A 15,103-nucleotide genomic window follows, 5' to 3' on the forward strand; every position below is an offset into this window, starting at 1 on the left:
CTTTTTTCTGATTTAAGTATTTATTAGCATAAGCCGCCTAAGTCGCTGTATGCTATAGAACTGTTTTAAAGGTTATATGAATTATAATAGTACGGCATGGCTGATTTTGGAACGAAATGTCAGTCAATTTTTTGTTCTTAATTCTTAATTAAATAATTATCTAGGTAAATCAAAGTGAGTCACGAGAAAGAGAGCGCCCGGCTGGATACCAAGGGGCTATATTGCCCCGAGCCTGTGATGATGTTGCATACCAAAATTGGAGAAATCGAAGAAGGGGGCTTGCTGGAGGTTGTTGCCACCGACCCGTCGACCAAAAGAGATATACCCAAGTTCTGCAACTTTCTCGGGCATGAGCTAGTTGAACAGCGTGAAGAAGATTCATGCTATTACTATGTAATTAGAAAGGGCGCATCCTAAACAGAATGTGGCGTGCTCGTTATGTCGCTTTATTTAGGGCGCTGAGCACGTTTGTCAGCTGTTTTATAAACTGCTCTTCGTTTAGTTCCCCCATCACTCTATACTCAACTAATTCGTCTCCATTGGGGTTAAAAAATAAAATTGAAGGAGGGCCAAATAGGCCGAATGTATCGAGCAACCTCTGGTTGCCTTGATCGTTTTCAGTAACATCTGCCTGCACCAAGGTGAAATGAGACATTAGTTGAGCGGCTGATGGTTGAGTAAACACTTCTCTTTCCATTACTTTGCAGCTAATACACCAGTCAGCGTAAAAATCTAACAAAACCGGTTTTTCTGTCGCTTTAGAGCGCTCTATCTCGCTATTGAATTGGTTCAAGTTATAGACCGTGTTGAACGGGGTGTGCGTCTGTTGCTCTGTTGAGGCCTGCTGGGTGTTCTTCGTTACGATATTTTCAAGTGGGTTAAGTGGATCCTGTGCCCCAGTGAGTGCGCCGATAAAAAGAGTTGAAGCATACAATACGAGAAACAGCCCGAGCCCCTTGATTACTCTTTGTTTGCCCGCTTGGGCTGCTTCGAAGGCGCCCATTTGAGCCCCGGTCAACCCTGCCAATAAAGACCATAGCATTAAGGTAATTGATGATGGAAGTAATCGTTCGAGCAACCATATTGCGACACCGATGAGCATTATCCCAAATACGGTTTTTATGGTTTCCATCCAGTGACCGGCTTTGGGTAAAAACTTACCTCCTCCTACACCTACTGCGATGAGTGGAACGCCCATACCCAGGCCAAGCGCAAAAAGAGAAAGCCCTCCAAGCGTTGCATCGGCCGTTGTACTGATATATAGCAGTGCGCCTGCAAGAGGCGCTGAAACACATGGCGATACAATGAGTGCCGACAGCGCACCGATAAAGAAGACGCCAACTGACTTTCCGCCCTTAATACCCTGACTGGTGTTGTTCAGGCGATTTCGAAGCCCCTCAGGTAGTTGTAACTCATAGAATCCAAACATGGAAAGTGAGAGAAGTACAAAGATTATTGAAAACGTTATAAGTACTGCGGGCGCTTGTAGATAGGCTTGTATATTTGCACTTGCGCCGAGCATGCCGGTAACAACGCCAGCTGTTGCGTAGGTCAGAGACATACCTAAAACATATGATAATGACAGGCTGAATGATTTCCAGGTACTGGGGTTTTTCTGGCCGGCAATAATGCTGGAAATAATGGGGATCATTGGAAAAACGCAGGGTGTAAATGTCAACCCGATACCCAGGAGAAAAAATATGCCGATTATTGCAGGTAAGGATGCTGACTGAATGAAGCTAAATATGCCGCTGGCACTCTCATAATCTGGCGCAACGCCCGCCTTTGCGGGCACTGAGCTTTGTGCGCTGTTGCCGTTACCGTTACCGTTACTATCGGTTTGTGCGTTAGTTAAAAAGAGGGCGGTTTTGGTTTGCGGAGGATAGCACAGCCCAGCATCGGCACAGCCTTGATAGCTCACTTCGACCGGGGTTTCTGAAAGGCCTGCTAGCGATACAGGTATCCTGATGTCAATGTCTTCATGAAACACCGTGACCTTGCCGAAGTTAGGATCATCTTTTTCGGAACCTTGCCTTGAAAAGACGGGGCTACCCAAGCTACCGTTGGTATCGGGTAAGCTAAACTTAAAGCGCTCTTTATAGAGGTAATACCCTTCTTCAATTTGCCAGGATAAGACAAGACTTTCTCCTTCAACGCTTGAGCTAAAATGAAATGCGTTATCGACAGGAAGAAATTCAGCGTCTCCAAACAAGCTTTTACCGAACGTAGAGCCGTTAGTGCCTTGCAGGGCGTATGAACTTGATGAAGAAATAAGTAGAATAAATGCTATTAGGGATAAAAACCTGTGCATAAAATTTAGCCGCTTAATTATGAAACAGTAGTTTGACGCACACTTTATACGTCTGACGCCAATATAATGCCAAAGTTCCTTTTAGTAAGTGACCTTGGTTAATAAACGCGAAATTCTCGCGTTGAATTATGTGAATAACGAGAGCTTGCTCACTTTTTGTTTGGCATTTGGGTTTTTATGTACTCATTTGGGTAATGAGCCAAAAGGGCCCGCCAACGCTTCGAGGTTTTTACCGTTTCGGTGGTTGATTATCAAGTTTCGTTGGTTAATATTTATTAATGTTTTATATGCCACCATGTTCTATGAGTAGATATTGGGGCATATTAAAGAGAATTCGTAGTTAATGCCTGTAAACCAAGACGTAGCCAACCTTATAACGCTATTTAATGACTGCTTCAAATATACCGAGAACACTATATTAGTTAAGGGTGAAGACGAACCTATCTACCTTCCCTCAAGTGATAAGCAGCCTCACAATCACATTGTGTTTGCCCATGGTTATTTCAGCAGCGCATTACATGAGATAAGTCATTGGTGCATTGCGGGTGAAGCAAGGCGTAAGCTTGTCGACTTTGGATACTGGTATGAGCCGGATGGAAGAACAATAGAGCAGCAGCACGCATTTGAGCAGGTCGAGGTAAAGCCCCAGGCGCTGGAATGGATTTTCTCTGTTGCGGCAGGGGTCAAGTTCAACATTAGTGCCGACAATCTCGGGGGGGAGGTTTCACCAACGGCAGCGACTTTTACGCAAAACGTGCGCAATCAGGCGGCTCTCTATTTAGAACAAGGCTTGCCTAACAATGCGCGGCAGTTTACCGAGATATTGGTGAGCTATTACGGAACAGAGGGTAAACTAGTTCCAGATACGTTTCTGGCAGAGCGGTTGTGAATAATGAACGGTTGTAAATTAAATGCTGTAAAGCTGTTTGCATTCGATTAAAGGCAAACGTGCAGCGAATAAATATATAGTTGAAATGTTATACAAACTCACCCAGTATTGGGTGTCTAAACCTTATTAAAATCAAGGAATACCCATTGTTAAACAAATTATTTGACCTTTTTAGCCGACTATTCCAAATCTTGGGGTTAAAGCCGAAGAACACACCGAATACCGGTGGCGCAAAACCCAATGGTGGTCAGCCTGCAAGTGCGGGCAAGAAAAAATCCTCAAGTGGCCATAACAGGCAGGATAAAGCTGGCAAAGGCCAGTCATCAGCAAGCCAAAATAATCCTAAAAAAGACAGCCCCAAGCAGCAAAAGTTTGAGGCAAAAAAACGAGATACCGCGAAAAAGGACGGTAGTGGTCAACAAAAACAAAAGGAGTGGACCGCTGATCAATTTGTTGTTCCCCCAGAAGAAGGTAAGTCACGCTTTCATGACTTTAATTTAGATAATCGATTGTTGCATGCGATTGCAGACTTGGGCTTTAAATATTGCAGCCCAATTCAGGCCGCCTCACTACCATATACATTACAAGGTAACGATTTCATAGGTAAGGCTCAGACCGGGACGGGTAAAACAGCAGCCTTTCTAATCACTACGATACAGAACTTTCTACTAAACCCCATTCCTAAAGAAGAACGTTATGCGAGTGAGCCCAGGGCGCTGATTATTGCACCCACACGTGAACTGGTGATGCAGATTGAAAAAGATGCGCATCACCTAACGGCTCATACAGATTTGCAGGTTTATTCGGTAATGGGAGGGATTGACTATCAGAAACAGCGTACGCATTTGAGGGATAAAGTCGTCGATATTCTGGTTGCAACTCCAGGTCGGTTAATTGACTTCTTGGGAAGCCAGGATGTGTTTCTGGATCAGGTTGAAACACTGGTTATAGATGAAGCTGATCGAATGCTCGACATGGGTTTCATTCCTGATGTTAAGAGAATTATCAGGCACAACAAACCGGTGGGTGAGAGGCAGACGTTACTGTTTAGTGCAACGTTCAATGATGACGTGCTAAACCTGGTGAATAACTGGACTAAAGACGCTCAATTTATCGAAATAGAAGCTGAGCAACAAACAACGGAAAAGGTAGACCAAACTGTATTTATGGTCTCAACAGACGAAAAATTAACGGTTATTTGCAACTATATTCAAAAGAATGATGTTAAAAGGGCAATCATTTTTGGTAACCGTAGAGATGAAACCAGGCGCTTACAGGAAACGATCAGACGACTGGGAATCAAATGTGCGCTGCTATCTGGAGAGGTTCCCCAACATAAACGTATAAAAACGCTGGACGGTTTTAAGAAGGGAGACATTGAAATTCTGGTGGCAACGGATGTGGCAGGTCGTGGTATACACGTAGATGATGTCACTCACGTCTTTAACTATAACTTGCCGGAAGACCCGGAAGATTACGTGCACCGAATTGGCCGCACGGGGCGTGCAGGCAAGGAAGGGAAGTCTATTAGTTTTGCCTGTGAGGATGATGCGTTTTTATTGCCGGAGCTAGAGCGTTATATCGGTATGAAGTTAGAGTGTACTTACCCAGATGAGACCCTTACACAAAAATAACTATTCGGATTGAATGATGAAAATCGTTGCAGATGAAAATATTCCGCTTCTACACAACTTCTTCAGTGATATAGGCCCCATTGAAACGTTTCCGGGTCGTGAACTGAATGCTCAGAATGTAGGCGATGCTGATATCTTGCTTGTTCGTTCAGTCACCAACGTTGACGAGGGCTTGCTGAAAAACAGCAACGTTAAATTTGTTGGTACCTGCACGATTGGTATGGATCATATTGATACCGAATATTTGCAGCAAAATAATATCGCCTTTGCCAGTGCGCCTGGGTGTAATGCAACTTCAGTTGTTGAATATGTGGTTAGTGCGCTCTCGTCTCTAACAGAGAGCAACGGTCTTAATCTTGAAAAAATTAGAGTGGGTGTTGTCGGTTGCGGTAATGTTGGCAGTCGAGTCGTCGAAACCTTAAAGCGCTTGGGTATTGATGTTTGCTGCAATGACCCGTTGATTGATCAGACTGGCCTGGTCTCTTTTGATGAAATTCTAAGCTGTGATGTTATTACTCTACACACGCCATTGACGAAGGATGGCCCATACCCCACTCATCATATGTTTAATGATGAAGTGCTTTCCCGGCTTAAAGAAGAACAAATTCTTATCAATACAGGTCGAGGCGCGGTTGTTGATGGGAGGGCCTTAAAGCATAAGTTACAAAAGCAGCCATCATTTACCGCCGTATTAGATGTATGGGAGTCTGAGCCTGCGATAGATATCGAATTGGCCAATCTGGTAACAATAGGTACTCCCCATATTGCAGGATACAGTTTGGACGGCAAAGTTGCCGGTACCGAGATGATCTATCAAGCAATGTGTCGTCATTTTGGTTTGCCTTCACGGCATAAGGCCGCTCAGTTTATACCTTCCCCCCCACTGTCAAAGCTGTACTTCACCTCAGAAGCAGAACTGAGCTGGTCAATGCATACCGCAATTAGGGCTTGTTACGATGTCAGGCATGATCACTATGCTTTGATGTCTAGCCTCAGCGGAACTGAAGTTCAGCGCAGTCAGGCCTTTGATCAGCTAAGAAAGAGCTATAGGCCCCGTCGTGAGTTTTCAACGATTAAAGTTTTGCTAAAAAATACCGATTCTTCAATGCATAGTCAGTTTAAAGCGTTAGGTTTTAATGTAAAAAGTGCTTAGATACTGAACGCACAGTAATAAAATAGAGACATAGCTTTGGCAGACGAAAATAATCAAAACAACAGTCAGCAACTATTTGAGAAGCTAGGTGTTTCAATTGGCGCACCATTAACCATTGAAACCGTGTCGCCTAGTAGACGCATGAATGTAAAGGTAATAGGCTATTTTGTTGGCAAAAGCCTTCTGGTTTCGCCGCCAGTTAAAGATGGTAAAGAACAACTGCTGGAAATTGGTGATATTGTTGCAGTCAGGATGCTGATTCGAAAGCAGATTTGTGCATTTGAAACGCGGGTTAAGTATCGCTCATTGCAGCCTTATTCGTACTACCACTTGGAATATCCAACTGAACTCGTCTCGCTTCAAGTTAGAAGTTCGGAGCGTGTTGATATTCATATTCCGGTTCAAATCGATAGCGATTTCGATATAGGGACTGATGAGTGGCCAAAGAGTGCAACAATTACAAACCTGAGTAAGACAGGGGCGGCGATATCAAGCGCGGAATCGTTTGGTGAAGCAGGACATGAGGTCATTGTCGTTTTGGATATTGAGGTCAGTGGTTTGAAAAGGTCACTGCAATTGAACGCAGTGATTCGCAACAAAGAGTCAGCAGATGATGGTTCAGGCAATATTACGTTTGGTGTTCAGTTTGTTGATCTCAAAGATGAAGACACGCTTTCTCTAACCAGTTTTATTTATGAAAATGACCATGGGGTCTAAAACGTATTTTCTGTCTTCCGTTCCACTATTATTAACGCGCTATTCGTTCAGACATTTCTCTTCATTTATTTAGGCTTCGCATGTTTAAAATCGGACTTATTGTAAACCCTGTAGCAGGCATTGGCGGGCCAGCAGGCCTTAAAGGCAGTGATGGGGAAAATATCTACCAGAAAGCCAAATCACTTGGGTTTGAAGCAAAGGCAATACAGCGAGCGATGATTGTCGTTAACTTTCTTGAACCTTTTGCAGATTCATTGGCGTTCATCACGTGCTCAGGCTCAATGGGGGAGGACTGCCTTAAACACTCAACACTAAACTATACCGCTGTTTACGCTGCCGAAGATGAGTCTCATACACGCGCTGAGGATACGCGCCAAGCTGCACTGTCAGTCATGGGGGCCGGGGTTGATTTAATTTTGTTCGTCGGTGGGGATGGCACTGCCAGAGATATTTGTTCGGTGGTTGGTACCAATCAGCCGGTGTTAGGGATTCCGGCTGGCGTTAAAATGCATTCTGGCGTGTTTGCGGTTACGCCTAAAGCGGCCGGTCAGTTAGTAGCAGACATGATACATGGGGGACTTGTGTCGATTGCTGAAAGCGAAGTCAGGGATATTGATGAGATCGCCTTTAGAGAGGGGGTAGTTAAATCCAGGCACTACGGCGAAATGCTAACCCCTCAAGAAGGGCGCTATTTGCAGCATGTAAAATGTGGTGGCAAGGAATTAGAAGAGCTTGTACTTGATGATATTGCTGCTGAAATCACTGAGTCGATGGAAGACGATACGCTTTATGTAATGGGGTCTGGCGGGACTGTGATGCACATAAAGCGTTCGCTCTGTAGTGATGAGTGCTCACTGCTAGGTGTTGATCTGTTCCTAAACCATAAACTCGTTGCGAAAGATGTTAATGAGCGCCAGCTACATGACTGGCTATCTGAATACCCCGGCCGCTTAGTGATTACGCTTATTGGTGGGCAGGGACACCTTTTTGGCAGGGGTAATCAACAATTAAGCCCCCGCAATTTGCGTAAAATAGGTCTGGAAAATATTTCGATAGTGGCTACCAAAAGCAAAATTAAAGAAATGGAAGGTCGCCCGCTTGTTGTTGATACCGGGGATGACCAGCTGGACAAGCAGTTAGCAGGAATGCGGCAGATAATTACAGGCTATGATGACCGGATTGTATACCCTGTCGCGTACCTGACGGAGTAGGGTGGCGATGAACGAACTGATTAGCGAGATTAACCATAATATACAACGACTTAACAAAGATAGTGGTCGGGTTTTTCATGGCAGAGGCAAAACCCTTGACGGTTTCGAAGATATCACGGTTGAATATTTGTCAGGAACACTGCTCGTCATTTTGTTCGCTGAAAGACCGGTTACATGGCTCAAGGCGTTCTCAGTCAAGCTATCTGAAACGGTGCCAATAGGCGCGCCTGTGCAAGTGTTGTTTCAAATGCGCTATTTAAAGAACGCACCTGTTTTAAATGAGAGCGGCGAAGCTGTGCGACTCGATAAAACGATGACTGAAAACGGATTAAAGTATCAGCTAACCCTTGGGGATTGCCAGAATTTTGGCTTCTTTACCGATATGGCCAATGGGCGTAAATGGGTAAAGGCACACTCGAGTGGACACAGAGTGCTTAACCTTTTTAGCTATACCTGTTCGTTCTCTGTGGCAGCCATATCAGGCGGTGCCGAAAAAGTGATCAATATCGACATGAGCTCAGCTGCTTTGTCGGTAGGTAGAAAAAATCATCAGCTTAATGAACAGCCGTTAGAGCAGGTTGTCTTCCAAAAACTTAATATCTTAAAAAGCTGGGGCAGAATTAAAAAATATGGCCCCTATGGGCTTGTGATTGTCGACCCTCCGTCGTTCCAAAAGGGAAGTTTTTCAGTGAGTAAAGACTACATGAAAGTGGTTAAGCGGCTTTCTGAAATGACGCTTGATGATGCAGACGTTTTATTTTGCCTCAATGACCCGCTCGTTACCGTAGACTCTTTCAAGCAGATGCTAAACAGTGAGCACTTTGAGTTTATTGAACGGATTGAAAACCCTGAGGTGATGAGGGAAGCCCAGGTAGACGTTGGCCTTAAGGTATTGCACTATAAAAAACGACCAACCAGCCCGGCGGTTAATGAGTGCGGCTCAATCTTTAAATAAGAGACGCTGCATCGCTTCTGCCAATTGCGTTGATGTGCCTTTGAGTTGAATTTTTCTAACCAGATTGATGTTGGTTTGAAGGTCTGATGGTATTTGTTTTGTTTGGCTGTTACTGCGCTCTGACAGCTCAATTATACGTGCATCGTTACATACTCGTGACAGCAGCGAAAATGATTTCTGGGTCAGAACGGCCTGGTCAATGGCGTCTTGTCTGATTGTAGACTCAAATCGAAGATATCCCTCTTCTTCAAGCCACAGCATACAACCAAAACAAGCCTGATGCCTGGGAGCATGAAGGCCATATTCATCGGGCGTGTCTTCACCCGAAATATCTTCGACAAAGACGCTGCTTTTTTTAGGGAAGTTCATGTAAAGCTGGCTTAGTATTTTAGCCGCATCTTTAAAAAAATCTTCTATATGTAAATCAGCCATAGTTTATGGTTTTTATTATTGTCGAGGTTATTGCTTATATTTGCTTAAAAAGTGAGCAAACCGACCGATGGCATCTTCCAGTATGTCGACTCTGGGGAGAAAAACCACTCTCAAATGCTGAGTATCATCGATATTGAACGCGCTCCCTTGAACAAACAGCATCTTCTCTTGTTTTAGTAGATCAAGTACGAGTTGTTCATCATTTTTGATATTGAAATACTCTGGGTCTAGCTTAGGAAACAGATAAAGTGCACCTTTGGGTTTAGTGCATGATACCCCGGGAATCTCATTTAGCAGTTTCCATGCAACATCCCGTTGTTCTCTAAGCCGTCCACCGGGGAGAACCAAGTCGTTAATGCTTTGATAGCCCCCGAGTGCCGTTTGTATCGCGTACTGGGCGGGTACATTGGCGCATAGCCTCATCGAGGAAAGCATCTCGATCCCTTCGATTAAATCAGTGGCCTGATGTTTTGCGCCACTGATAATCATCCAGCCAGACCGATAACCCGCAGCTCTGTAGGATTTTGACAGGCCGTTAAATGTGAGAAACAGCAGGTCGTCGGCGAGAGACGCCAGGCAGGTATGAACGGCGTCGTCATAGAGGATTTTGTCATAAATTTCATCGGCAAGCACAATCAGGCCGTGTTCTCTGGCAACGTCAACAATTTGGTTCAGAATTTCAAGAGAATAAACTGAGCCGGTAGGGTTGTTCGGGTTTATAACGACAATCGCCTTAGTATTTGGGGTAATTTTACTGCGAATGTCATCTATGTTCGGTTGCCAGTCATTCTGCTCATCGCACTTATAGTGAATAGCGTTTCCGCCACTCAGCTTAACTGCAGCAGTCCAAAGCGGATAATCAGGAGCCGGGATCAGTACTTCATCATCGGGGTTAAGCAGGGCTTGCATTGCCATGACGATAAGCTCACTAACACCGTTGCCCAGGTATATATCTTCTATTTCAACACCGATTATCTCTTTCTGCTGAGTGTACTGCATCACCGCTTTGCGGGCCGAGAAAAGGCCTTTTGAATCGCAGTACCCCTGAGCTGAAGGCAGATTGTGAATAATATCGGTTTGAAGCTCTTCTGGAACATCAAAGCCAAAAGGCGCCGGGTTACCTATATTCAGCTTTAATATTCGGTGACCTTCTTCTTCAAGCCTTTTTGCTTCTTTCAACACCTCACCGCGGATTTCATAGCAAACGTTATCTAACTTACTCGACTTTTTAATTGTTTTCATAAATGCTGACTTTCTTAAATGAGGTGGTGTGGCTTCTAAACGTTAGTTTCATGGATCACTTATTGTATATAATAGCAATCCATTTGAAAAAGCATTTAATTCAATAATCTAGTGCCTTAAACCGAGGACTTCCATTTTGCATGTTTTTGATCAGGTATTTTCCCTAGCAGCTAAAAAGTTTGACTCACTGGATGCTCTTGAGAAGGCGATGCCGCACGTATTAACTGCCGACCAGCTTAAGTCTCAAAGTGACGCATTTTACTTGTCCGCAATGACACGGCGTATTTTTCAAGCGGGGATGACACACTTGGTCATTAATTCGAAATGGCCTCATTTTGAAGAGGTGTTCTGGGGTTTTGACCCCAAAAAACTGGTGTTAATCGACGATACTTTTATGGAACGGGCCATGCAGGACAAAGGGCTCATTCGTCATTGGGGTAAGTTGCAGACGATTCCAGTCAATGCGTTTGAAATGAATGAATTAGTCTCATCACAAGGCGTCAGTTTTGGTCAATTTATTGCCGAGTGGGATCAGGATATTACCTTATTATGGGCACATATCTCGAAGCGTTTTAAAAGAATGGGTGGACAGTCTACGCCTTACTTTCTCCGTATGGTGGGTAAAGATACATTTGTTTTGACCCATGATGTTGTTAACGCGTTGCTAAACCATAATATTATCGATAGTAAACCGACATCTAAAGCGAGCATACAGAAAGTCAGCGACTTCTTTACCGAGCTACAACAGCATTCAGGTAGACCCCTTTCTCATATCAGTAAGCTATTGGCGTTATCGTTAGAGTAGCAATAAAAAGAGTAGCCAAAAAAGGTGCGGAGCCATTCGCTCTGCACGTATGTTATCCGACGATACGAAAGGGGTGTTGGCACTGCTGCTCTAACCGCTGAATCTTATATCGATCCTGGCTCAGAGTTTCTTTGCATTGGTTGCCGAACCACTCCAGTGAGGCATCCATATCGCGAATGTCGAGGCCATTTGGTGCCGTCTGGTTGTATATTAGATACTCCAGAAACTCATGGTAATCTACAGCGCCTTCAAAAATTGACACCATGCCTTCACGAGAGCCTGAAGCGGAGTAGACGTTTGGAGGTGAGAACACATGCAATAACTCAGCTGATCGTATGTTCTTCAAGTGGAAGTGCTGAATATGAGGCTTAAGTGTTTCGAAGGCATCTATGATATTTGCTCCTGACTCCCAGACATGCAACACATCAAAGTTAATTCTCAGGCTAGGGTGACCAACTTCGTCAATTAGCTGTAAGGTCGATTCAATATTATCAGCCAACGTTTTTGGGTGCACCTCTACAATCAGAGTAATACCGTGCTGCTCAACCCAGTGGCAAATATTTCTTAAACGAGCGGTAATGTCTGCACGCTCTTCTTTGGTTACTTCGTCGCTACCTTGTCCGCCCGCGAAGGTTCTAAGTTTTTTTGCCCCCCAGTGTTTGGCTAACATGCAAAGTTGTTGAACTTTACTAAAGGCTTCTTGCTCAGCCCCCTGTAACGGTAAATAGTCGCTGATCATTGATGCGTGAAGCCCGAATCCGGCCAGCCACTCTTTGTTGTAACTCGGTTGCTCAGCGAGGTTTTTGGCATGCACGCCCCAAAGCTCGATACCATGAAAGTGGTTGCTTCTGGCCCAGTTGACCAACTGATCAATTGAGGTGAGTTGATGACGGAACGAGATGGTACAGATTGATAGTTTCATGCTTATACCTCCTCCACAAGATTCACCACTGGAGCGGCTAGCTGGTTAGGCGCTAAGTGCAGTGATTTCCATTGTTCGAAGGCTTCAATCAGGTGTTTCTTGATATGCAGTTCGCGTTCGTCTTGTTGATCGAGCAAGCTGTACACTTCACTGACCAATTGTGGGTCAACGTTCTCAATAGTGCCTGACTTAGCGATTTTCATGGCCCGGAACTGGATCAACGTGTATGTTTCAACCAGTGCCTCAATAACTACGCACCAGGCTTCAAACACATCGTCGTCTAAGTTCATTTCTCGCCAAAAGTAAGCAAACCCGTGTTCGTATGCGTACTTCCGAATGGCTAATACTGGAATCTGTTTCAAAGCATCTGACAGGTCGCTTAATACCAGGTTTTTATCAGGGCTTAGGTGTGCGCTGATGATGGCTCTAACGGCGTAAGTCATAGGGTTGTGATCAGGCTTAATGCAGGCCATGAAGTAATCGTGAATGCTTTGGCGGTCTGTGGGTCGAATGTCGTCGCCGTCGAAGTAGTAACCGCCAGATACCGCTGGAGACTCAATGGCATTGAGGACTCTCGTCTTGGGTAATGGGCCTTCCCAGCGAAAATCCGGGTCGGTCATGAACCATGTGTTGGGGTCGTCTGTTTCTTCCAATAAAACGTAATGAGGGAAGGGGTTTTGATTGAACTTGTTTTCACGTTCCGGCAAGCGGTACATGTCTAGCATCACCATGACCCTGCGCTGTTCCGGTTTATTGTGCAGCAAAGAGAGAAGGCTGTTGATGTTCTCAGCTTTGCTAGCGTGATCCTGATACCAGGAGTGCATTTTCACGCCGTACAGTGTTTGATACCAGCGCTTGAAGAAATCGTGATTGATCTCTTCGGAGTGGTAGGAAAGCCGGAATTGTTCATCAACCACAACTTCCGCATCCCACACACCAAAATAAAATGGACGATGATCAACACGCGGGTCAGCTTTGACGATTTCACAGATACAACTGACAAAACAATGTACTTTAATATCTTCAAACTCTTCCGACGGCTCGGTGCTCGCGGGCTCAGCTTCCATTTCAGATTCTGGTAGCGAATTTCCGGTGATGCGTCTGTTCAAAAAGGTAGCCAAACTGGCAACGGTATCGAAGTCGTCTTTTTTCAAGGCATCATCAGGAATATCAAAACCCAGTTCAGTTTCCAGATTAAGAATAAGTTCCAATACCAGCACGGAGTCCAAGTAAAGATCTTCATTAAGGCGAGCCTCTTCATGGAATGCGTTTATTTGTGGAATGAACATGGTATCGCATAGTACCTGATGGATAGCGTTTATTATGTCTTGATGTTTCATGGGCTGTCTCTATCGTTAATCTGCTGAGGTATAGTTAAACCGCTGCGGTGTCAGTTTTCTCAGGCGCCATGTTTTGGGCTACGGGTTCTATTTGTGCTGGCCTGTTTTCGCGTTGTTGATTCGCAAACTGAATGGCCAATTGTTTGCGGTTTACTTTTCCGTTGGCCAGCCGGTCGACCTGTTCAACCTGAATAAGCAGTTGAGGTAGTTGAAATGGAGCAAGGCGATCAGCGCACCATTGGCGAATTAACGAAGGTTCCACTGGCGTGTCGGCAGAGTATTGAACACAAACTCGTTGACCTGCATAAGGGTCTTCAATTTTAAATACCACGGCGTCGTTGATATCCGGCATGGTCAGAATCACATCTTCCACTTCTTGTGGATAAACGTTCAGGCCTGCCACTATGATGGTGTCATCCAGGCGGGACAAGAACGAAAGCATATTCCCGTCTATGGCGGCATCGTAACGAAAGTGGCCAAGATCCTGAGTATGGATTTGCTGACCTTGTTTGGTGGTGACAACTATTTCTGCCGGGTTATCGGCGCTATCTCCTGCGACAACGTCTAAGTGTGGTAGCGGGATACCAACATCCATGGCTAAGGTCATGTTTGGGTTGATGGCAATGCAACCTGCCTCGGAGCAGCCGTACTGTTGGAAGAAATGATCAATGCGGGGCGCTAGTTGTTCAAACCGCTGTTTCGGCATAATGGTGCCCGATGTCATTGCTGCGTGGATATTCCTGTCTTTAGGTAATAAACGGATCAGGCCATGAAGCATCGTCGGTGAAGTGTATAGCAGTGGCTTTTGGGTGCTGAGTAGTCGTTTTGCCAAATACTTCGGGTTGATATTCGTGATGACAATGGGTTGCTGGCCTCGGGCCAATGCGACCAATACCCCGCAGATCAGCCCATAAGAGTGGGTGACCGGGCAGGCAATTAACGGCATCATGTCGTTGGGTTGGGTAAAAGCAGAGCAATAGCTTTGAATTTCTTCGTCAATGGTTGCCCAGCTGCGCTCAATGCATTTCGGCTCACCGGTGGTTCCCGAACTCATCTGAATGAGTACGCCATCTGGTTGGTTGCGGCTCTCTACTCCTGCGGCGGGGCTCTCTACTCCTACGGCGGGGCTTTCCAGCTGAATGATGTTGGATATTTCTTTGAAGTGAAGTTGCTCACAACCCGCTCTAGTGGCCATGCGTTTTGCCGCATCCAATGGCGTACTTGGGTGAATCGGCATCACCGAGCCGCCTTGCTCCTTAATAAACAAGCACAGCGCTATCCATTGTGCGGCGTCTTCCAGACAAACAGCCAGGCGCCTGTTGTTGGCCAGTGCGTCCGAGCGTCTGAATTCAAGGTGTCTTTGAGCAACATAGTCTGAGGTATAGTAATCGTCATTTATGTAAAACATAGTCGTTCCGAGTTCTTCTAATCTGTCTTTCGTTGAATTGTTAGTTGCTGAATAAACTGCTGAAAGCCACTGGTTTATGGTGAT

14 protein-coding genes are annotated in these 15,103 nt (G+C 45.1%); 8 read left to right on the forward strand and 6 right to left on the reverse strand.

The genetic code is table 11. From position 1 onward, the window contains the following. The first annotated feature begins 174 nt into the window (after positions 1-174). Positions 175-417 (forward strand): sulfurtransferase TusA, encoded by a 243-nt coding sequence (gene tusA / locus MY523_RS06680; protein WP_256470520.1) that lies wholly within the window; start codon positions 175-177, stop codon positions 415-417. Between the two features lie 19 nt (positions 418-436). On the opposite strand, the gene dsbD is transcribed toward tusA, so the two are convergent. After that, positions 437-2,311 carry a protein-disulfide reductase DsbD gene (gene dsbD, locus MY523_RS06685; RefSeq protein WP_250658016.1) on the reverse strand — a complete coding sequence of 625 codons (1,875 nt, stop codon included), beginning with the start codon at positions 2,309-2,311 and terminating at the stop codon, positions 437-439. A 343-nt stretch (positions 2,312-2,654) separates the two neighbouring features. On the opposite strand from dsbD, the gene MY523_RS06690 reads away from it, so the two are divergent. From MY523_RS06690 to MY523_RS06715, 6 genes are all read left to right on the forward strand, one after another. Continuing rightward, complete coding sequence (locus MY523_RS06690) at positions 2,655-3,200, forward strand: elongation factor P hydroxylase (protein ID WP_250658017.1); 546 nt, start codon at positions 2,655-2,657, stop codon at positions 3,198-3,200. Between the two features lie 146 nt (positions 3,201-3,346). After that, positions 3,347-4,834 carry a DEAD/DEAH box helicase gene (locus tag MY523_RS06695; RefSeq protein WP_250658018.1) on the forward strand — a complete coding sequence of 496 codons (1,488 nt, stop codon included), beginning with the start codon at positions 3,347-3,349 and terminating at the stop codon, positions 4,832-4,834. Between the two features lie 13 nt (positions 4,835-4,847). Beyond that, positions 4,848-5,987, forward strand: coding sequence for a 4-phosphoerythronate dehydrogenase PdxB (pdxB, locus tag MY523_RS06700; protein ID WP_250658019.1), 1,140 nt, complete (start codon positions 4,848-4,850; stop codon positions 5,985-5,987). Positions 5,988-6,023: 36 nt separating this feature from the next. Further along, positions 6,024-6,704 (forward strand): flagellar brake protein, encoded by a 681-nt coding sequence (locus MY523_RS06705; protein WP_250658020.1) that lies wholly within the window; start codon positions 6,024-6,026, stop codon positions 6,702-6,704. Positions 6,705-6,784: 80 nt separating this feature from the next. Continuing rightward, on the forward strand, positions 6,785-7,915 hold the full coding sequence (locus MY523_RS06710; protein ID WP_250658021.1) for an ATP-NAD kinase family protein: 1,131 nt from the start codon (positions 6,785-6,787) through the stop codon (positions 7,913-7,915). 7 nt (positions 7,916-7,922) lie between these two features. Beyond that, on the forward strand, positions 7,923-8,870 hold the full coding sequence (locus MY523_RS06715; RefSeq protein WP_250658022.1) for a class I SAM-dependent methyltransferase: 948 nt from the start codon (positions 7,923-7,925) through the stop codon (positions 8,868-8,870). Here the strand turns inward: MY523_RS06715 and MY523_RS06720 are convergent. Next, positions 8,856-9,302 carry a hypothetical protein gene (locus MY523_RS06720; protein ID WP_250658023.1) on the reverse strand — a complete coding sequence of 149 codons (447 nt, stop codon included), beginning with the start codon at positions 9,300-9,302 and terminating at the stop codon, positions 8,856-8,858. The genes MY523_RS06715 and MY523_RS06720 overlap by 15 nt on opposite strands. A gap of 27 nt (positions 9,303-9,329) precedes the next feature. Continuing rightward, a complete protein-coding gene (locus MY523_RS06725) occupies positions 9,330-10,544 on the reverse strand; it encodes a pyridoxal phosphate-dependent aminotransferase (RefSeq protein WP_250658024.1) in 1,215 nt (404 codons plus the stop codon). Between the two features lie 136 nt (positions 10,545-10,680). Here MY523_RS06725 and MY523_RS06730 point away from each other — a divergent pair, with 136 nt between their 5' ends. Then, positions 10,681-11,349 carry a DNA-3-methyladenine glycosylase I gene (locus MY523_RS06730; protein WP_250658025.1) on the forward strand — a complete coding sequence of 223 codons (669 nt, stop codon included), beginning with the start codon at positions 10,681-10,683 and terminating at the stop codon, positions 11,347-11,349. A gap of 52 nt (positions 11,350-11,401) precedes the next feature. Here the strand turns inward: MY523_RS06730 and MY523_RS06735 are convergent, their stop codons facing one another. The 3 genes from MY523_RS06735 to MY523_RS06745 are packed head-to-tail and all read right to left on the reverse strand — an operon-like array spanning position 11,402 to position 15,019. Continuing rightward, positions 11,402-12,271: a sugar phosphate isomerase/epimerase family protein gene (locus MY523_RS06735; protein WP_250658026.1), complete on the reverse strand. Its 870-nt coding sequence runs from the start codon at positions 12,269-12,271 to the stop codon at positions 11,402-11,404. 2 nt (positions 12,272-12,273) lie between these two features. Beyond that, positions 12,274-13,611 (reverse strand): DUF6005 family protein, encoded by a 1,338-nt coding sequence (locus tag MY523_RS06740; protein WP_250658027.1) that lies wholly within the window; start codon positions 13,609-13,611, stop codon positions 12,274-12,276. Between the two features lie 34 nt (positions 13,612-13,645). Continuing rightward, positions 13,646-15,019, reverse strand: a complete 1,374-nt coding sequence (locus MY523_RS06745; protein ID WP_250658028.1) for an AMP-binding protein — start codon at positions 15,017-15,019, stop codon at positions 13,646-13,648. Between the last annotated feature and the right edge of the window lie 84 nt (positions 15,020-15,103).

It is taken from the genome of Alkalimarinus coralli (assembly GCF_023650515.1).
Lineage (GTDB): Bacteria > Pseudomonadota > Gammaproteobacteria > Pseudomonadales > Oleiphilaceae > Alkalimarinus > Alkalimarinus coralli.